At 53.5% G+C, this 19,246-nt stretch carries 20 protein-coding genes; 13 read left to right on the top strand and 7 right to left on the bottom strand.

The genetic code is table 11. The features are described from left to right. Nucleotides 1-4 precede the first annotated feature (4 nt). Nucleotides 5-817, bottom strand: coding sequence for a phospholipid ABC transporter ATP-binding protein MlaF (mlaF, locus tag NC856_RS12405; RefSeq protein WP_264090744.1), 813 nt, complete (start codon nt 815-817; stop codon nt 5-7). Nucleotides 818-1,119: 302 nt separating this feature from the next. On the opposite strand from mlaF, the gene NC856_RS12400 reads away from it, so the two are divergent. From NC856_RS12400 to npr, 11 genes are all read left to right on the top strand, one after another. Then, nucleotides 1,120-2,082: a calcium/sodium antiporter gene (locus NC856_RS12400; RefSeq protein ID WP_264090743.1), complete on the top strand. Its 963-nt coding sequence runs from the start codon at nt 1,120-1,122 to the stop codon at nt 2,080-2,082. A 57-nt stretch (nt 2,083-2,139) separates the two neighbouring features. Beyond that, nucleotides 2,140-3,126, top strand: coding sequence for an arabinose-5-phosphate isomerase KdsD (kdsD, locus tag NC856_RS12395; protein ID WP_264090742.1), 987 nt, complete (start codon nt 2,140-2,142; stop codon nt 3,124-3,126). An 84-nt stretch (nt 3,127-3,210) separates the two neighbouring features. Beyond that, a complete protein-coding gene (kdsC, locus tag NC856_RS12390) occupies nt 3,211-3,777 on the top strand; it encodes a 3-deoxy-manno-octulosonate-8-phosphatase KdsC (protein WP_264090741.1) in 567 nt (188 codons plus the stop codon). Next, complete coding sequence (gene lptC, locus NC856_RS12385; RefSeq protein ID WP_264090740.1) at nt 3,774-4,340, top strand: LPS export ABC transporter periplasmic protein LptC; 567 nt, start codon at nt 3,774-3,776, stop codon at nt 4,338-4,340. The genes kdsC and lptC overlap by 4 nt, the downstream gene beginning before the upstream one ends. Further along, nucleotides 4,321-4,893, top strand: coding sequence for a lipopolysaccharide ABC transporter substrate-binding protein LptA (gene lptA, locus NC856_RS12380; protein WP_264090739.1), 573 nt, complete (start codon nt 4,321-4,323; stop codon nt 4,891-4,893). The genes lptC and lptA overlap by 20 nt, the downstream gene beginning before the upstream one ends. Before the next feature lie 2 nt (nt 4,894-4,895). Then, nucleotides 4,896-5,621, top strand: coding sequence for an LPS export ABC transporter ATP-binding protein (lptB, locus tag NC856_RS12375; protein WP_264090738.1), 726 nt, complete (start codon nt 4,896-4,898; stop codon nt 5,619-5,621). A 49-nt stretch (nt 5,622-5,670) separates the two neighbouring features. Further along, a complete protein-coding gene (gene rpoN, locus NC856_RS12370; protein WP_264090737.1) occupies nt 5,671-7,104 on the top strand; it encodes an RNA polymerase factor sigma-54 in 1,434 nt (477 codons plus the stop codon). Nucleotides 7,105-7,126: 22 nt separating this feature from the next. Further along, the gene (gene hpf / locus NC856_RS12365; RefSeq protein ID WP_264090736.1) at nt 7,127-7,414 is read left to right on the top strand and encodes a ribosome hibernation promoting factor; all 288 of its coding nucleotides are present in this window, start codon (nt 7,127-7,129) and stop codon (nt 7,412-7,414) included. Nucleotides 7,415-7,509: 95 nt separating this feature from the next. Next, nucleotides 7,510-7,983: a PTS IIA-like nitrogen regulatory protein PtsN gene (gene ptsN, locus NC856_RS12360; RefSeq protein ID WP_264090735.1), complete on the top strand. Its 474-nt coding sequence runs from the start codon at nt 7,510-7,512 to the stop codon at nt 7,981-7,983. A gap of 154 nt (nt 7,984-8,137) precedes the next feature. After that, complete coding sequence (gene rapZ, locus NC856_RS12355) at nt 8,138-8,992, top strand: RNase adapter RapZ (RefSeq protein ID WP_264090734.1); 855 nt, start codon at nt 8,138-8,140, stop codon at nt 8,990-8,992. Between the two features lie 30 nt (nt 8,993-9,022). Further along, on the top strand, nt 9,023-9,295 hold the full coding sequence (npr, locus tag NC856_RS12350) for a PTS phosphocarrier protein NPr (protein WP_113865378.1): 273 nt from the start codon (nt 9,023-9,025) through the stop codon (nt 9,293-9,295). A 63-nt stretch (nt 9,296-9,358) separates the two neighbouring features. Here npr and pmbA read toward each other — a convergent pair whose 3' ends face one another. After that, nucleotides 9,359-10,699 carry a metalloprotease PmbA gene (gene pmbA, locus NC856_RS12345; protein WP_264090733.1) on the bottom strand — a complete coding sequence of 447 codons (1,341 nt, stop codon included), beginning with the start codon at nt 10,697-10,699 and terminating at the stop codon, nt 9,359-9,361. A 302-nt stretch (nt 10,700-11,001) separates the two neighbouring features. Between pmbA and yjgA the strand changes: the two genes are divergently transcribed. Beyond that, a complete protein-coding gene (gene yjgA, locus NC856_RS12340; protein WP_264090732.1) occupies nt 11,002-11,547 on the top strand; it encodes a ribosome biogenesis factor YjgA in 546 nt (181 codons plus the stop codon). 124 nt (nt 11,548-11,671) lie between these two features. On the opposite strand, the gene NC856_RS12335 is transcribed toward yjgA, so the two are convergent. From NC856_RS12335 to aaeX, 4 genes are all read right to left on the bottom strand, one after another. Further along, nucleotides 11,672-13,126: an NAD-dependent succinate-semialdehyde dehydrogenase gene (locus NC856_RS12335; RefSeq protein ID WP_264090731.1), complete on the bottom strand. Its 1,455-nt coding sequence runs from the start codon at nt 13,124-13,126 to the stop codon at nt 11,672-11,674. A gap of 112 nt (nt 13,127-13,238) precedes the next feature. Then, complete coding sequence (aaeB, locus tag NC856_RS12330) at nt 13,239-15,197, bottom strand: p-hydroxybenzoic acid efflux pump subunit AaeB (RefSeq protein WP_264090730.1); 1,959 nt, start codon at nt 15,195-15,197, stop codon at nt 13,239-13,241. Between the two features lie 4 nt (nt 15,198-15,201). Continuing rightward, on the bottom strand, nt 15,202-16,149 hold the full coding sequence (gene aaeA, locus NC856_RS12325) for a p-hydroxybenzoic acid efflux pump subunit AaeA (RefSeq protein WP_264090729.1): 948 nt from the start codon (nt 16,147-16,149) through the stop codon (nt 15,202-15,204). 8 nt (nt 16,150-16,157) lie between these two features. After that, nucleotides 16,158-16,361, bottom strand: a complete 204-nt coding sequence (aaeX, locus tag NC856_RS12320; protein ID WP_264090728.1) for a p-hydroxybenzoic acid efflux pump operon protein AaeX — start codon at nt 16,359-16,361, stop codon at nt 16,158-16,160. Nucleotides 16,362-16,683: 322 nt separating this feature from the next. Here aaeX and aaeR point away from each other — a divergent pair, with 322 nt between their 5' ends. Then, on the top strand, nt 16,684-17,619 hold the full coding sequence (gene aaeR, locus NC856_RS12315) for an HTH-type transcriptional activator AaeR (protein WP_264090727.1): 936 nt from the start codon (nt 16,684-16,686) through the stop codon (nt 17,617-17,619). Between the two features lie 148 nt (nt 17,620-17,767). Here the strand turns inward: aaeR and tldD are convergent, their stop codons facing one another. Next, a complete protein-coding gene (gene tldD / locus NC856_RS12310) occupies nt 17,768-19,213 on the bottom strand; it encodes a metalloprotease TldD (protein ID WP_264090726.1) in 1,446 nt (481 codons plus the stop codon). Nucleotides 19,214-19,246: the final 33 nt, after the last annotated feature.

The following is a 19,246-nucleotide window of genomic DNA, read 5'->3' as shown; positions in this document are numbered from 1 at the left end:
TTCGTTAACCCCCTGAACCTAACAGCGCGGTTTTATAATCATCCGCCGGGAAACGGAAAGGGACGGGCCCATCGGCAATGCCATCAAGAAACTGACGCACGCGAGGATCATCATTCATGTTCAACTGTTCCGGCGTCCCTTCCGCCACCACCTGACGATCGGCGACGATATAAGCGTAATCGGCAATACTCATGACCTCCGGTACATCATGGGACACCACAATGCAGGTAACGCCCAGCGCATGGTTCAGTTCATCAATCAACTTAACCAGCGTTCCCAGGGTTATCGGGTCCTGACCGACAAAAGGCTCATCGAACATAATCAACTGCGGATCGAGCGCAATCGCCCGCGCCAGCGCCGCGCGCCGCGCCATACCGCCGGAAAGCTCCGCCGGCATCAGATCCGCGGCTCCGCGCAATCCGACCGCTTCCAGCTTCATCATCACGGTGCTGCGCAACAACGGTTCCGGCAACCGGCTATGCTCGCGCAGCGGCCAGGCGACATTATCAAACACGTTCAGATCGGTAAATAAGGCGCCAGACTGAAATAACATGCTCATTTTTTTGCGGGCGTTGTACAGTTCCGTGCGTGACAGCGACGGGATATTATCGCCATCAAACCAGATTTCCCCGCTGTCCGGCTGGAGTTGTCCGCCAATCAAACGAAGCAATGTGGTTTTACCGATACCGGAAGGCCCCATGATCGCGGTGACTTTCCCTCTGGGCACACTCAACGTGATATCGGTGAAAATCTGCCGCTCTCCGCGCCGAAAGCTCAGGCCGCGGATCTCAACCAGATTGGTAACCTTTTGGTTCATTATTTCATATTCCTTACCGATCAGTATGTTACTTATGATCGTCAGCGTGAAACGAATAATGGTAATGCGCTTCCATCTTTAAATCCTAATGGCTGATGTGCCGCAAAGCCCGAATTTTACAAAAACTTACTGTAAGTTCTTGTCCGATAGGGCGGAAGCGAATCGTCATAAGTTTTACTTTTTCGCCCTACACAGTCAGAATTAGCGCTCATGATGGAAAACATTTTTTGTTCAGAATTCGTCCATAAATACCGGTTTATAAACCCGTCAACCAGTGATTATACCTTAATAAAGGACGCGGCATGCTTTTTGCGACAGTACTCTTGATCGTTGGTTTGGTGTTGCTGGTATACGGCGCCGATCGTCTGGTGTATGGCGCCGCGATCCTGGCTCGCGCCGTGGGTCTGCCGCCTTTCATTATCGGCCTTACTATCGTCGGTATCGGTACGTCGCTGCCCGAACTGATCGTTTCCATCACCGCGGCCTTGAACGATCAGATCGATATGGCCGTGGGCAATGTGTTGGGTTCGAATATCGCCAATATACTGTTAATTCTCGGCAGCGCCACCCTGATCCGCCCGTTGACCGTTCATTCAGAACTGTTGCGCCGGGAGTTTCCGCTTATGCTGCTGGTCACCGTTTTATGCGGCTTTTTACTTCATGATAACGATCTGAGCCGAACAGACGGCGTGATCCTGCTGAGCGCCGCCGGAATATTTCTGTTTCTGATGATCCGCATGACGCGTCTGGCGCAGCAGGAAGGCGTGGACAGCCTGACGCGGGAGCAGTTGGCGGAACTGCCACAGGCGGACAGCAACCAGACAGTGGCGATTTTATGGCTGATTCTCGGCCTGATTATTTTACCCATGGCCGCCCGTATGGTGATCGACAATGCCACCGTGCTGGCGCGCTATTTTCATATCAGCGAACTGACTATCGGTCTGACCGTGCTGGCTATCGGCACCAGCCTGCCGGAACTGGCCACCGCCATTGTTGGTACGCTGAAAAAGGAAGATGACATTGCGTTGGGCAATCTCATCAGCTCGAACATCTTTAATATTGCCATCGTATTGGGCGTACCGGCCTTGCTTTCGCCAGGCGCGCTCAATCCCCTGGCCTTCGGGCGCGATTATTGGGTCATGCTGGGGGCCAGCGCGTTACTGGCTGCGCTGTGCCTTAGCAGAAAACGCCATATCGGGCAGGGTGCCGGCGCGCTGCTGCTCTGCGCGTTTGTCGTTTATCTCTTGGTGTTGTTCTTGGTTTGATTCGCCAGAACATCAGAGCATTAACCAAAACATCACAACAGGCAGGATTATTCAGGTATGTCACATTTTGAACTACAACCCGGCTTTGATTTTCAGCAGGCAGGCAAACAGGTTCTGGAAATTGAGCGCGAGGGCCTGGCGCAACTGGATCAATATATTGATGATAATTTCACCCAGGCTTGTGAGAAAATCTTTTACTGCCAGGGAAAAGTGGTTGTCATGGGGATGGGGAAATCCGGTCATATCGGCTGCAAAATGGCCGCCACCTTTGCCAGCACCGGCACCCCGGCTTTTTTTGTTCATCCCGGCGAAGCCAGTCATGGCGATCTGGGCATGGTCACGCCGCATGACATCGTGATCGCCATTTCCAACTCTGGCGAATCTCACGAAATTCTGTCGCTGATCCCGGTGCTGAAACGCCAGCAGATTTTCCTGATTTGTATGACCGGCAAGCCCGAAAGCACCATGGGAAAAGCGGCAGATATCCACCTGTGCGTCCATGTTCCACAAGAAGCCTGCCCGCTTGGTCTGGCGCCGACCAGCAGCACCACCGCAACGCTGGTAATGGGGGATGCGATGGCCGTCGCGTTGTTGCAGGCGCGCGGTTTTACCGCCGAGGACTTTGCCCTCTCCCACCCCGGCGGCGCACTTGGCCGCAAGCTTCTGCTGCGCGTCAGCGATATCATGCATTCGGGCGCAGAGATGCCTCATGTTCCTCATGACGCCTCCTTGCGCGATGCTTTGCTGGAAATTACGCGCAAAAATCTGGGGATGACGGTAATCTGCGATGAAAATCTGAAAATCCTCGGTATCTTCACCGATGGCGACTTACGCCGCATTTTCGACATGAAGATTGACTTGAACAGCGCACGCATTGCTGATGTGATGACCGCCGGCGGTATCCGGGTCACACCGCAAACGCTGGCCGTGGATGCGCTGAACCTGATGCAGTCGCGCAATATTACTTCGTTGCTGGTGGCGGAAAACGATCATCTGGTGGGGATCGTTCACATGCACGATATGCTGCGCGCCGGCGTGGTGTGATACGCCCGCGCAGGTTAGCCGTCATGGTGCGGACACCGCCCAACACGGTAGAGCTAAAGCTAAAAGAATCAAGGATAAACGCCAATGAGTAAAACCAGGGTGCAAGCCGATACCTGTTATGGACCTGTCGATCGACAGGTACTGGATAAAGCCCGTGAAATTCGTCTGTTAATCTGTGATGTTGACGGCGTCATGTCGGACGGTCTGATTTATATGGGCAACCACGGTGAAGAACTAAAGGCGTTTAACGTGCGCGATGGTTATGGCATCCGCTGTCTGCTGACCTCCGGTATTGACGTCGCCATCATTACCGGACGATCAGCCGACCTGCTGGTGGATCGCTGTAAAACGTTGGGCATCACCCATCTTTATCAGGGGCAATCCGATAAGGTTTTGGCCTTCCACGATCTGTTGGATAAACTAGCGTTAACCGCCAGTCAGGTCGCCTATATCGGTGACGACCTCATCGACTGGCCGGTGATGGCTCAGGTGGGCCTGAGCGCTGCCGTGGCGGACGCGCACCCCTTGCTGTTGCCGCGTGCTGATTATGTTACCCGTATCACCGGCGGACGTGGGGCGGTACGCGAACTGTGTGATTTGATCCTGTTGTCACAGGATAAGCTGGAGTATGCCAAAGGGCTGTCGATATGAGTAAAACCAAGCGTTGGCTGACCGCTTTGCTGGCACTGCTGGCCGTTATCCTGATCGGCTGGACTATCGCAGATGAAGAATCGGCGGCGCCCGCCCACAGCGACAGCCCCGCCGTACCGGTGTATACCAGTGAGAAAACCACCACACAGGTATACAGCCCGGCGGGGAAACTGAGCTACCGTCTGATCGCGGACAAAGCAGAATACTTCAATGACGAACAGCTAAGCTGGTTTACAACGCCTGTCGCGACGCTGTTTGACGAACAGGGAACGGCAACCTGGTCAGTAAGCGCGGACCGCGCCAAGCTGACGAAAGACAAAATGCTCTATCTGTATGGTCATGTCGAGGTTAACAGCCTGACAAATGACTCGCGGCTGGAGAGGATCAAAACCGACAATGCCCAGGTGAATCTGGTCACTCAGGACGTCTCTTCCGATGATGAAGTCACCCTGTACGGCGCCGGTTTTACTTCCAATGGGATGAAAATGCGTGGGAATCTGCGTAACAAGACAGCCGAGTTGATCGAAAAGGTAAAAACCTCTTATGAAATCCAAAACCAATAATCTGATGCGTAACACCCTGATCGCCGGCGCGCTGTTCGCTGTCAGCGTTCCCGCGCTGGCACTCACCGGCGACAGTAATCAGCCCATTCATATCGATTCCGAGCAGCAATCGCTGGACATGCAAAGCAATACGGTAACATTCACCGGTAATGTGGTCGTGAAGCAGGGAACGATTGAAGTCAAAGCCGATAAAGTCGTCGTTACCCAACCACAGGGCGAGCGGGGTCGTGAAGTTGTCGAGGGCTACGGCAATCCCGTCACCTTCTACCAGATGCAGGACAACGGCAAACCCGTAAAAGGTCATGCCCGGAAGGTGCGTTATGAACTGGCCAATGACTTTCTGGTGCTGACCGGCGACGCCTATTTGGAGCAGGTGGACAGCAATGTGAAAGGCGACCGTATCACTTATCTGGTAAAACAGCAGCAGATGGAAGCCTTCAGCGACAAAGGTAAACGCGTCACCACGGTATTGGTTCCTTCCCAACTTCAGGAGAATGAAAGCCAGCCCGCATCCTCCCCGTTTCAAAAACCGCAACCACGAGTCACTGAATAACTATGGCAACATTAATCGCAGAAAATCTGGCTAAGGCGTATAAAGGTCGCAGGGTGGTGGAAAACGTCAGTCTCACCGTCAACTCCGGCGAGATCGTCGGTCTGCTGGGGCCGAATGGCGCCGGGAAAACCACCACTTTTTATATGGTGGTCGGTATCGTCCCGCGCGATGAAGGACGGATTGTGATTGATGACGACGATATCAGTCTGCTTCCCTTGCATGATCGCGCTCTGCGCGGGATCGGCTATTTACCGCAGGAAGCGTCGATCTTTCGCCGGTTAAGCGTCTATGACAACCTGATGGCCGTGTTGCAGATCCGTAAGGATCTGACCTCGGAGCAACAGGAAGACCGGGCGAATGAGCTAATGGAAGAATTCCATATTATTCATTTACGCGATAGTCTGGGACAATCGCTCTCCGGTGGTGAACGACGCCGGGTGGAAATCGCCCGCGCACTGGCGGCAAATCCTAAATTTATCCTGCTGGATGAACCCTTTGCCGGTGTTGACCCCATTTCGGTGATTGATATAAAAAAAATAATTGAACATCTGCGTGACAGCGGGCTCGGCGTGTTGATCACCGATCATAACGTCCGTGAAACGTTGGATGTTTGCGAGCGCGCCTATATCGTGAGTCAGGGACACCTGATCGCCCACGGTTCACCATCGGAAATCCTGGCCGATGAGCAGGTAAAACGCGTCTATCTGGGCGAAGGCTTCCGACTCTGACAGAGTCGTGTTTTCAACTGAATAATATATAAGGAAGTTAGCGCTACTTATGAAGCAAGGTTTGCAACTCAGGCTTAGCCAGCAACTGGCCATGACTCCACAGCTACAGCAGGCAATCCGTCTGTTGCAACTGTCCACGCTTGAACTGCAACAAGAGATTCAACTGGCGCTGGAAAGCAACCCGTTACTTGAGCAGACGGACAACCACGAAGAAATAGAGTCATTCGAGATAGCTGATAGTGATTCGCTGGATACCGGCGAAGCGCTGGAACAAAAAGACATGCCGGAAGAACTGCCGCTTGATGCGACCTGGGATGAAATCTATTCCGCAGGCACGCCCTCCGGCACCGGCACCGATTACCGGGATGAAGAGTTACCGATCTATCAGGGCGAAACCACACAAACCCTTCAGGACTACCTGATGTGGCAGGTTGAATTGACGCCTTTTTCAGATACCGATGCGGCGATAGCGACATCCATTGTCGATGCGGTGGACAATACCGGTTATCTTACGGTGCCGCTGGAAGATATTCTGGACAGTATCGGCGATGAAAACGTTACGCTTGAAGAAGTGGAAGCGGTGCTCAAGCGGGTACAGCGCTTTGATCCGGTGGGCGTCGCCGCCCGCGATCTGCGCGATTGTCTGCTGGTACAGCTTTCCCAATTTGTTGACAGCACGCCGCGCCTCGCGGAAGCGAAGCTGATCGTAAGCGAGTACCTCGATCTGCTGGCCAACCATGATTTCCGCAGTCTGATCCGTTCAACACGCCTGAAAGAAGAGGTACTGAAAGAAGCGTTGGCGCTGATTCAATCCCTCGATCCCCGTCCGGGTCAATCCATCAACACGGGTGAATCCGAGTACGTCATTCCTGACGTGCTGGTACGCAAGATCCAGGGACGTTGGGTGGTTGAACTGAATACCGACAGCATACCCCGTCTACAGATCAACCAGCAATATGCCGCGTTGGGCAACAACGCCCGCAGCGACAGCGACGGTCAGTTCATTCGCAGCCATTTGCAGGAGGCGCGCTGGTTAATCAAAAGTCTTGAAAGCCGTAATGATACCTTGCTCAAAGTGACCCGCTGTATTGTCGAACAACAGCAGGATTTCTTTGAACAGGGCGAAGAATTCATGAAACCGATGGTGCTGGCGGATATCGCCCAGGTTGTGGATATGCATGAATCCACCATTTCACGGGTGACCACACAGAAGTTCCTGCACAGTCCGCGCGGCATTTTTGAACTAAAATATTTCTTCTCCAGCCATGTGAATACCGACAGCGGAGGCGAAGCTTCGTCAACGGCGATCCGCGCACTGGTCAAGAAGTTAATCGCCACGGAAAACCCCGGCAAGCCTTTAAGCGACAGCAAGCTGACTTCGCTGCTCTCTGAACAAGGCATTATTGTGGCACGGCGCACCGTGGCGAAATACCGAGAGTCTTTATCTATCCCACCATCAAATCAGCGTAAACAACTGCTTTGATCTCAACAGAGAGGAAGACGCTATGCAGCTCAATATTACCGGACACCACATCGAAATTACCGAACCATTACGCGATTTCGTCAATACCAAATTTGCCAAGTTAGAACAATACTTTGACCGCATCATTCAGGTCAACGTGGTATTGAAAGTGGAGAAAGTACAACAAATTGCTGATGCTACCGTCCACGTCAACGGTGGAGAGCTGCACGCCACATCAGAAGCGGAAGATATGTACGCCGCGATCGATTTGCTGATCGATAAGCTGGCTCGCCAGCTGAATAAGCATAAGGACAAGCTGAAGCAGCACTAGTTTTTCTCTTGCCCATCGGCAGGAGAACAGACCCGGCCCGCGCACCTGACGGGCCGGGCTTACCGCAAGTGAAAGTGTCGTTAAGTGAATATAAAATGAACAACGTTCCCGTTTTGCAACTCAGCACCGTGTTACGCCCAGAGTGCACCCGAAGCGCCGTCCATTGCCAGAGTAAAAAACGCGCATTGGAAATTATCAGCGAGCTGGCCGCCAACCAGCTTAATCTCTCTTCACAGATTATTTTTGACGCCATTCTTACCCGCGAACGGATGGGCAGCACGGGTATCGGCAACGGCATTGCCATTCCCCACGGTAAGCTCGAAGACGATAACGCCCTGGGCGCAATTGGGGTATTTATTCAGTTGGAACAGCCTATCGCTTTCGATGCCGTTGATCATCAAGACGTTGATTTGCTTTTTGCCTTGCTGGTTCCGGCAGAACAATGTAAAACCCATTTACATACGCTGTCGCTTGTTGCCAAACGACTGGCTGATAAAACGGTGTGTCGTCGTCTGCGAGCGGCGCAAAGCGATGAAGAACTTTATCAGATCATGATGGAAAGCGGTTAAGTCGAATGGCGACATGGCTTACGATGAATAGCGCCCCAGGCTGGAATGACAGAATGCTTGCAATCCATGTGCTAACCCTTCATTTTCTAGCCGTTCACGATAAAAACCATCGCGGCGAGAGTTCGCCATCACGTTGCCAGGGGGGAGTTATCAGATGGTGCTGATGATTGTTAGTGGTCGTTCAGGGTCAGGTAAATCCGTCGCTCTGCGTGCGTTGGAAGACATGGGGTTCTACTGCGTGGATAACCTGCCGGTGGTGTTGTTGCCGGAACTGGCCGATACGCTTGCGACGCGCAATATCTCCGCCGCGGTCAGCATTGATGTGCGCAACATGCCGGAATCGCCGGAAGTCTTTGAACAAGCAATGGCGCAACTCCCGCAGAGCTTCTCACCACAGTTGTTATTTCTGGACGCCGATCGCAATACACTGATCCGTCGTTACAGCGATACCCGCCGTCTGCACCCTTTATCCAGTAAGAATCTGTCGCTGGAAAGCGCCATTGATGAAGAAAACGATCTCCTGGAACCCCTGCGGTCGCGCGCCGATCTGATCATCGATACCTCGGAAATGTCGGTGCATGAACTGGCTGAAATGCTGCGTACCCGCCTGCTGGGTAAACGAGAACGCGAGTTGACGATGGTGTTTGAATCTTTCGGCTATAAGCATGGCATTCCCATTGACGCCGACTACGTGTTTGATGTGCGTTTCCTGCCCAACCCGCACTGGGACCCCAAACTCCGTCCGATGACCGGCTTGGACAAGCCGGTCGCCGCCTTCCTCGATCGTCATACTGAAGTCCACAATTTTATCTACCAGACGCGCAGCTATCTGGAACTGTGGCTTCCCATGCTGGAAACCAATAACCGCAGTTACCTGACCGTGGCGATTGGCTGTACCGGCGGCAAGCACCGCTCGGTTTATATCGCCGAACAGTTGGCGGACTACTTCCGCTCCCGCGGCAAAAATGTCCAGTCCCGCCACCGTACTCTGGAAAAGCGTAAATCGTGATGGTCAGGCAAATTAGCGTCAGACGAAATAATGACAGTCAAACAAACCGTTGAAATCAAAAACAAGCTGGGCATGCACGCCCGCCCCGCCATGAAACTGTTTGAACTGGTGCAAAGTTTCGACGCGGAAGTGATATTGCGCAATGACAGCGGTACGGAAGCCGAGGCCAGCAGCGTGATTGCCATGCTGATGCTGGACTCAGCCAAAGGTCGGCTGGTTGAAGTCGAAGCGACTGGCCCGGACGAAGCACAGGCGCTGGCCGCCGTGATTACGCTGTTTGAAGCCGGGTTTGATGAAGAGTAACCGCTGTCTTCTTTGGGCGGCGGCGATCACATAAAACCGATGACCGCCTTCTTCCGTACAGCTTTACTGTCCCGCAATCTTCATTTCCGGCAATAGCAATGATCCGCACTGAATATTACTGCGCGTTTCAATGTCGTCGCCCACCGTCACGATATTGCGCAACATGTCTTTCAGATTGCCTGCGATGGTAATCTCACTGACCGGATACTGAATTTCACCGTTTTCCACCCAGAAACCGGACGCGCCACGGGAATAATCCCCGGTTACGCCGCTGACGCCCTGGCCCATTAATTCCGTCACCAGCAGTCCTTTGCCCATTTGTCTGAGCAAGCCTGCGAAGTCCAGCCCTTGACCGGCGATACGCCAGTTATGAATTCCCCCGGCATGCCCGGTGCTCTTCATGCCCAGTTTACGTGCGGCGTAACTGGTCAGCAGCCAGGTCTGCAACACGCCGTCCTTCACAATCTCACGCCGCTGGGTGCGAACCCCTTCACTGTCGAACGGCGTGGACGCCAGCCCCTTGCGTAAATGCGGCTGTTCTTCAATCGTCAACCATTCAGGCAGGATTTGCTGGCCCAGTTTGTCCAGCAGGAAAGTCGATTTGCGATATACGCTGCCGCCGCTGATGGCGCCGACCAGATGGCCGAACAGACCTGTCGCCACCTCAGCGGAAAACAGAACTGGCGCCTGCATGGTTGGCAACTTACGCGGCGATAAACGGGATAATGTACGCCGCGCACACTCTTCACCCACCCACTCAGGCGTCTTCAAATCCTCCAGCGAACGGCCAATGGTGTAGGCGTAATCCCGCTCCATGTCGCCATTCACTTCGGCAATCACACAACTGGACATGGAATGACGGCTGGAACAATAGCTTTGCAGCATGCCGTGGCTATTGCCAAACACTTTGATAGCATAATGGCTGTTGAAGCTGCCGCCTTCAGTATTGGTGATCCGCTTATCCGCCTTCAGCGCGGCCTGTTCAGCACGTGCGGCTAACTCGATGCCACGATCCGCATCCAGTTCCGTCGGGTGAAACAAGTCCAGATCCGGGGCATCAAAAGCCAGCAGTTCTTTATCCGCCGGCCCCGCAAAGGGATCGACGGAGGTGTAACGGGCAATATCCAGCGCCGCCTGCACAGTTCGCGCGATGGCATCCGGGCTGAGATCAGTGGATGAGGCGCTGCCTTTACGCTGCTGGAAATACACCGTAATCCCCAGCGCCCCGTCGCTGTTGAATTCGACGTTTTCAACTTCACCATAACGGGTGCTCACGCCAATACCGGTGGTTTTCGATACGGAAACTTCCGCCGCATCCGAACCCGCTCGCGCCAGTTCCAGCGCCTGTGCAACCGCTTGTTCCAGCGCCGTGCGCTGTTGTGCAACCTGAGTGATGATTGTCATTGTTCTGCCATAATGAATGAGAAAACCGCTCCGACGGACGACGCGACACGTTTATGCCGATGCGCAATCGTATTACGCTCAGCATAAACATAAGGAATATTTCCACACATTCCTCGTCATCCCGCCATCTAAAAAGGTGTAGCATAATGCCTCTGAGTCTAACAGGATCCGCGGACAATTTCGCACAAAGCCCAAACCTGTTAGTATCAGCCTCTTTTTTATGGCGGGCGACCTGCCTGTTACCTTCAGGGCTGCGGCAAGCGGCGTTAAAAATTTGTCCTGAAATTTTTTAGGAACCAACCATGAGCAAAAAAACCGAAGACTGGCTTGATGAAGTCCCGGACAATAATGAAGACGACGATGAAATTATCTGGGTGAGTAAAAGCGAGATAAAACGTGACGCTGAAGCACTGAAAGCGCTCGGTGCGGAACTGGTTGAACTGGGTAAAAACGCGTTGGAGAAAATTCCGTTGGATGACGACCTGCGCGCCGCCATCGAATTGGCGCAGCGTATCAAGAAAGAGGGCCGTCGCCGCCAGTTGCAACTGATTGGTAAACTGCTGCGCGCCCGCGATCCAGACCCCATCCAGGCCGCGTTGGATAAACTGAAAAACCGTCATAATCAGCAGGTGGTGCTGTTTCACAAGCTTGAACTGCTGCGCGACCGTCTGGTGACCGAAGGGGATGACGCCATTCCTGATATTCTGGCGCTTTACCCGCATGCCGACCGCCAGCAGCTACGTTCGCTGGTGCGCAATGCGCAAAAAGAGCAGGCGGCAAATAAACCGCCGAAATCCACCCGACAGATTTTTCAGTATCTGCGTGAATTGTCAGAAACCGAGGCATGAAAGCCTGCGCCACCCCATTGGCGAATGTCGTTCGCAACAGGAACCACGGTGATTAATGAGGCTCCTCCGGGAAGCCTCGCACCGTGGTCGCCTCAGACATTTTTGTCACACCGGGACGGCAAGCTTATAGCCCGCTCAGATGCCAGGTTTTTACTTCCAGAAACTCATCCAGCCCCAGCACCGATCCTTCACGCCCCAACCCTGACTCTTTCACGCCGCCAAACGGCGCCAGTTCAGTGGACACGGCGCACTCATTGATACCGATCATGCCGCTTTCCAGCGCGTCCGCCACCCGAAATACGCGTTGTAAATTCTGGCTGTAAAAGTAAGCCGCCAGACCAAACGGCGTATCGTTGGCACGCTGGATCACCTCTTCTTCCGTTTTAAACCGGAAACATGGCGCAACCGGACCGAATGTTTCTTCCTGAGCCAGCAACATCGTTTCACTGGCATCGGCAATCACCGTCGGTTCAAAGAAACAGCCGCCCAGCGAATGGCGTTTCCCACCCACGATGGCCCGCCCGCCCTGCGATATCGCATCCTTAACGTGTTTTTCCACTTTTTCCACTGCCGCGTCATTAATCAATGGGCCAAGCGCCACGCCATCGTCCATGCCGTTGCCCACTTTTAGGTTTTTCACCTCTGCCGCCAGCAAGGAAACAAACTCATCGTACACGCCGTCCTGGATATAAAACCGGTTGGCGCTGACGCACACCTGTCCGGCATTGCGGAAACGATTGGCGATAGCCCCTTTGACGGCTTCATTAATATCCGCATCGTCAAACACGATATAAGGCGCGTTGCCGCCCAGTTCCATAGAAATACGTTTCATGGTGTCTGCGGCATTACGCATCAGCGTTTTCCCTACCGCCGTGGAACCGGTGAAGGAAATCTTGCGCACTTTGGCGCTGGTCATAACGGTATCGCTGATCGCCTGGGTATCCCCCGCGACGCCATTGAGTACCCCGGCAGGCACCCCCGCCTGCTCTGCCAAAGCCAGCAGCGCAAAAGCAGATAATGGCGTATTATTGGCAGGCTTGATAACCCCGGTACACCCCGCCGCCAGCGCAGGGCAGAGCTTACGCGCCAGCATCGCCAGCGGAAAATTCCACGGCGTGATGGCAACCACCACGCCAACCGGCTCACGCGTGGCATAAATACGCGATCCTGGTTTGGCTGGCGGAATAATCTCGCCGTTGACTCGTTTTGCCTGCTCAGCAAACCATTGGATAAAGTTTGCGGCATAGATCACTTCACCTTCCGCCTCTTTGACTGGTTTACCTTGCTCAGCGGTCATCAGTTCCGCCAAATAGCGTTTATTTTCCAGCATCAGTTCGTACCAGCGATAAAGAATTTCAGAACGTTCTTTCGCGGTCTTACGTTTCCATGCTGGAAAAGCCTGATATGCCGCATCAATGGCGGCCTGTGTTTCCGCTTTACCCGCTTTGGACATCGCGGCGATCCGTTCACCGGTCGCCGGATTCAAGATATCGAATGTCGCCGTCGCCTGCCGCCATTGTCCCGCGACAAAGTAACCGGTTTTAAACAGCGTGTTATCCTGCAAATGTTGTTGTGACATCGTGTTACCTCCTGATAACTGTCGAGTCTCATTACATCATGAGGAAAAATCGTGAATGATAAGTATAGAAGTGATGCGCGGAACACGCTGTCCAATGACAGCATTGAAGCTGTTAATCACTCAACGCATGCTGATATTTGCGCAGCATGGTGACGAAACGTCCGACGGGCGCCGTGATATCCGGCGGCAATTGCCGCTGCGCCAACTTGTGCTGATACTCGTCAAGTTCATCCAGTAGTTGTGCAAACGTCTGGCTGCGCGTGGGGCCACGTCGCGCGCCTACCACGCGCTCCGCCGTGGCGCGAATTTGACGGTGAAAGGCGGATAGCGCGTCATCTTGTGGGATCGCCAGTGAACGCAAACGCTGATGCGCGATAATCAACGACAAGGCCAGACGATATTTGGCGATATCGCCGGGGAACATGTTCAGCAACAAAAACAATTGCTGATAAAGTGCGGGCAGATGGTTCTCTTTACGCCGCGCCTGATTGGTGGTCAATGCCGATACCGCGCTGTAAACAAAGCGATTCAACAATGTGCGACCGGTATGGATTTTGGCATTGTCGCGAATCAGCAGAATCACCATCAGCGCCAGAAAACAGCCGATGATCTGCCCGATGGCATTATCCAGGAATTGATTGATATGAAACGTCATCGGGTTATCCAGCACCAGAATATTAATCGTGCTCGCTAACGTACCCAGCGATCCGAGACGCCGCTTTTGCACCTCGATACCAATGACGAACGCTATCGCCCCCAGGCTGAGGCAAAGCAGCAACATACTTTGCTGCGTCGAAGGCATGATAAACATAAACATCAGCGCCCCCAACGGCAGTGCCACGATGGTGCCGTAAAGGAAATCCACCGCCGCCATTTTGGGATTTGGCAAGCGCATCGCCAGCGATGTCACCACGGCAAGCATGACCATGCAAACGCTACCTGACGTCCAGCCGGTGCTGAGCCAGAACAGGCAGCCCAGCGCCGTCGCCACGCCCGTGCGCAATCCGTTGATCATGGCGTGATGGGTTTCGGCCGATGGCGCCTTAATCTCCACATCGCTGTGCAGCACATCCGCTTCCACTTTACTGATGCGACCATTGGTCTGCACGCCTTTAGCCAATAACTGGTAGCGGGTGGCGATCCCGACCCAGCTACTTACCGTGGATGGAATCGCCTGACGATGGCTACCCGCAATCAGGTACCGCAGTGATTTCAGGCGGCGGTGAACGTCCTGCATCGATTCAACCGGCTGTTCGATGATCCATTGCAGGCTGCTTTTACTCCAGGACGGGTGGTCCTGTAAAACCAGATACGTTTCGCAAGCCTGCGTAATCAACGCCAGCGATTGGGTATGCATCGATTTCAAACGATGATTGCTGTTCTGCCAGCGCGATGACTCCATCATTAAATGATTGCGCATGCCGTCCAGCGCGGTCGTTTTACGCACCAGCGCATGCCAGGCGGCATCAATCGCCTCTTTTTCCGCCTGATTGACACACAATTGCAGTAACCGGTACTGATCCACCAGCAGCGCTTCGATACTGCGATCAATATCTTGTTTGATTGAACGTGGGGAAAACAGCAGATCAGCCAGGATCGCGCACATAATTCCCAACACGATCTCACTACAACGTTCGACCACAAACTGTGGCGTCAGCAATGGCGTCCCCTGTGTGGAAACGATGATGATAAGCGTCGTGTAGCCTGCCAGCCCGAACAAATAGGCGTTTTCAACTTTGACCAGTGAAGAGATCCAGGTACAGACGCCCGCCCAGACGCAACAAAGCATCAACATAAGAACCGGCGCCCGAACCGTTGCAATAATGAGGATTAATGCAGCGATACAACCAATAAACGTGCCGACAATACGCAACATGCCACGATGACGGATAGCGCCGGAAAAAGGTTCGCCGCCCGCGACGAAGGCTGGCCCGGCTGAAACAATCGCCGCCGTCAACACCGACCAGCGCGGCGTTTCCAACTGTAAATGGAACCCCAGAAACAGAGACAGGACAATAGCGAAGCTCAGCTTAAACGCAAAGCGGAAGCGAATAAATATCGGGCTTTTCATGCTATTAGCCGAACTCACGCAGGCGATATAATAAGCGGATCAGTGGCGACGGCTGTTTATCATTGTCAACTTTCTCTCCGGTAATGACGACGGTGGCCGTCGTCCCCGCAGGATAAAGATCGCCCATCTGATGATCCAGTTTGATCTTCACCGGCACGCGTTGCGCTAAACGCACCCATTCCAGATTGGAGTCAACCGCCGCCAGACCTTTACTATCAACGCTGCTACTGCTGTTGTTTACCCCGGCGGCCACACTGTCTACTGTGCCGTAGAAAATACGCTCGCTGCCCAGCGGGGTGATTTCGGCGCGATACCCACGGCGTACGCCTTCCAGTTTCGTCTCTTCCATATAAGCCAACAGGTAGAACGAATCTTTTTTCACCAGCGCCACCGCGGTTGAGCCACGGGTAATAAACTCTCCGCTCTGCACATTCAGGTTGGTGACCCAACCATCCGCCGGCGCGCGCACCACGGTGCGCTCCAGATCCAATTTCGCCAGATCCATAGCAGCCTGTGCTTTAGCAAGCTGGTGTCTCGCCGTTTCCAGCGCACTCCCGGATTGATCAATATTCTCCTGCGACATCGCCTGAATACCTAAACGCACCCGACGCCCCGCCTCCCGCTTTTTCTCCACCACCAACGTCTGATAGTAGGCTACATCGGCTTCTGCCTGCGCCAGCGCCGCACGATACCGGGGTTGATCCACAATAAACAGCACATCGCCCTGCTGCACCAGTTGGTTGTCGGTCACCCGCACATCAGTAAGCAACCCGCTAACATCGGGAGAAATTGCCACGACATCCGCGGTAAACTTCGCGTCACGCGTCCAGGGCGATTCGGTATAAAACGCCCAGATACGAAATACCGCCACAATAGCGAGTAACACCAAGACCAACGTGATGGCCACACGACCCAATTTTTTCGTGAGCGTAGTGATAAAGAGAGATTTCACAAGCGACCTCAAAGACCATAACGGAACAGCAGATAGAACAGGCAGCAGAATAATGCCGTATTAAACAAGGCCGGGTGCCAGACAAAATCATAGATGCCTGTCGGTTTCAGCAACCTGTTCACGACGAAAAATAGCGCCAGTGATACCAGCAACACAAAGAAGACCGGCGGGAACGATAAGCCGAACAGCACCATAACCGGGAGTGAACTCACCCTCTTTTCCTTATTTTTCATCAGAGTTAACAAGACATACTGGTACGTTACCGTAATTAACGCATAGCCAACCATAAGCCTTTGTCCCTGGCTTCATAGCCAGCAGGTCAACATGGCGAAACTGATATATATGATTGCAGGCGCAGGCCGCTGATTCTATAAGCGATGTTAAATCAGCTTTTTTTACGCTACGGTAACAACAATGATAGACCGAAGGTTGGATATGTCCTGTCCGATATCATCAGACAGGCCATATTATGGATGTTTATTATCATCTTATCTACATAGTGTGATCTAAATCACTTTTAAGCCAGAGTAAACAATGGAACGATTAAAAAGTATGTCGGTGTTCGCCAGAGTCGTGCAATGCGGCTCTTTTACCGCCGCCGCGCGCCAACTCCAGATGAGCGTTTCCGCCGTCAGCCAGACCGTTACCAAGCTTGAAAACCAATTGCAGATCAAGCTACTTAATCGCAGTACGCGCAATATTGGCCTGACCGAAGCAGGAAAAATCTATTACCACGGTTGCCGCCGCATGCTGCATGAAGCGCATGAGGTGCATGAACAACTTTATGCCTTTAACAGTACCCCGATCGGCACATTACGCATCGGTAGCTCGTCCACCATGGCGCAGAATGTTCTCTCCGCCATGACCGCCGACTTACTCAGGGAATATCCGGGGCTTGCCGTTAATCTGGTCACCGGTATCCCCGCGCCTGATTTGATTGCCGATGGGCTGGATATCGTCATTCGGGTTGGCGCGTTACAAGATTCAAGTTTGTTTTCCAAACGGCTGGGTTCGATGCCGATGGTGGTCTGCGCCGCCAAAAGCTATCTGGCGCAACATGGCGCCCCGGAAAAACCCGCTGATGTCGTGAACTTTTCCTGGCTGGAATATAGCGTGCGGCCGGATAGCGAATTCGAACTGATTGCCCCCGAAGGGATTTCCACCCGGCTTTCTCCTCAGGGCCGCTTTGTTACTAACGATCCACAGACGCTGGTCAAGTGGTTAAAGGCGGGCGCCGGGATCGCCTATGTTCCCCTGATGTGGATAATCGAAGAGATTCAGCGTGGCGAAATGGAAATTCTGTTTAATCATTACCACTCCGATCCGCGTCCGATCTATGCGTTATATACCCGCAAAGACAATCTGCCGCTGAAAGTACAGGTCTGTATCAATTACATGATTGAGTATTTCAAGAAAGTCGCCCAGACGTATCAGGGGTATCGCCAGAATAATGAGGAAGAAAAAAAATAAATTCGCAAGTGGTCAGTCATTCCTCAGCAATCCACCTCGATGATAAAAAAAGCGCCGAAAAGTCGCCATAAAAACCGCCAGTAGGAATTGCCCGTGATAAAAACCGCGTTCGCACACGGTTTTTATCACGACAACGGGATACGCCGGATTACGCCGTTCCCCCTACCGTCAGGCTTTCAAGTTTCAGCGTCGGCTGACCTACGCCGACCGGCAGGCTTTGCCCTTCCTTACCGCACACGCCAACGCCTTTGTCCAGCGCCAGATCGTTGCCCACCATAGAGATCTGCTGCATGGCTTCAATACCGGAACCAATCAGCGTGGCGCCTTTCACTGGCGTGGTCACGCGGCCATTTTCTATCAGATACGCTTCCGAGGTGGAGAACACAAACTTGCCGGACGTGATATCCACCTGACCGCCGCCAAAGTTCGGCGCGTATAAACCGTATTCCACGCTGGCGATAATCTCTTCCTGCGTTGATTGGCCCGCCAGCATATAGGTATTGGTCATCCGCGGCATCGGCAGATGCGCATACGATTCCCGGCGACCGTTGCCTGTCGGGGCGACGCCCATCAGACGGGCGTTCAGTTTATCCTGCATGTAACCTTTGAGGATGCCGTTCTCAATCAGCACGTTATACTGACCCGGCACGCCTTCGTCATCCATCGCCAATGAACCGCGACGCCCTTGCAGCGTGCCGTCATCCACCACCGTACACAGTTCGGACGCCACCAGTTTCCCCATCTGCCCGCTGAATACCGAGGTTCCACGGCGGTTAAAATCGCCTTCCAGACCATGTCCCACCGCTTCATGCAGCAATACCCCCGGCCAGCCCGCGCCCAACACCACTGGCATCGATCCGGCGGGCGCGGCAATCGCCGACAGATTAATCAGCGCCATGCGTACCGCTTCTTTCGCCCAGGCTTCCACGCGAGGCTCACCGTCAACCGCTTCCCAGAAATAGTGATAACCGCTGCGCGAACCCCCGCCGCTGCCGCCGCGCTCACGCTTGCCGTCCGCTTCCACCAGCACGCTTACCGACAGACGCACCAGCGGGCGGACATCCGCTGCCAGCGTACCGTCAGTCGCCGCCACCAGCACCAGTTCGTACACCCCCGTCAGACTGGCCGTCACTTCCTGTACTCTGGCGTCGGCGGCACGCGCCACCGCATCCGCTCGCTGCAACAACGCGATTTTCTCTTCGCGGGTCAGACTATCAAGCGGGTTAAGCTGAGGGTAAAGCGCGGGATGCGACACTTCGCCCAACGTATGCAACTTGCCGTTGCCTGACTCACGCACAATACTGCGTGCCGCTTGAGCGCTTTGATGCAACGCATTCAGCGTAATCTGGTCAGCATAGGCAAACCCTGTTTTTTCGCCATCAATCGCGCGGATCCCTACGCCCTGATCGATATGATAGGAGCCTTCCTTGATGATGCGGTCTTCCAATACCCATGACTCATGGTAACTGGACTGAAAATAAAGGTCGGCATAATCCAGACGACGTTCATTCAACACGCCCAATACGGAAGACAGGTCATTAAGATTCAATTTGTTAGCGGTGAGTAATTGCTCACTGACAAACGACAGACTCATATTTTTTCACTCTTTATTAGATGAAATCGGGTG

This window comes from Brenneria izbisi, from assembly GCF_025840185.1.
Taxonomy (GTDB): Bacteria; Pseudomonadota; Gammaproteobacteria; order Enterobacterales; family Enterobacteriaceae; genus Brenneria; species Brenneria izbisi.
The sequence above is the reverse complement of the archived record's forward strand: the minus strand, read 5'-3'. Positions and strand labels throughout refer to the sequence as shown.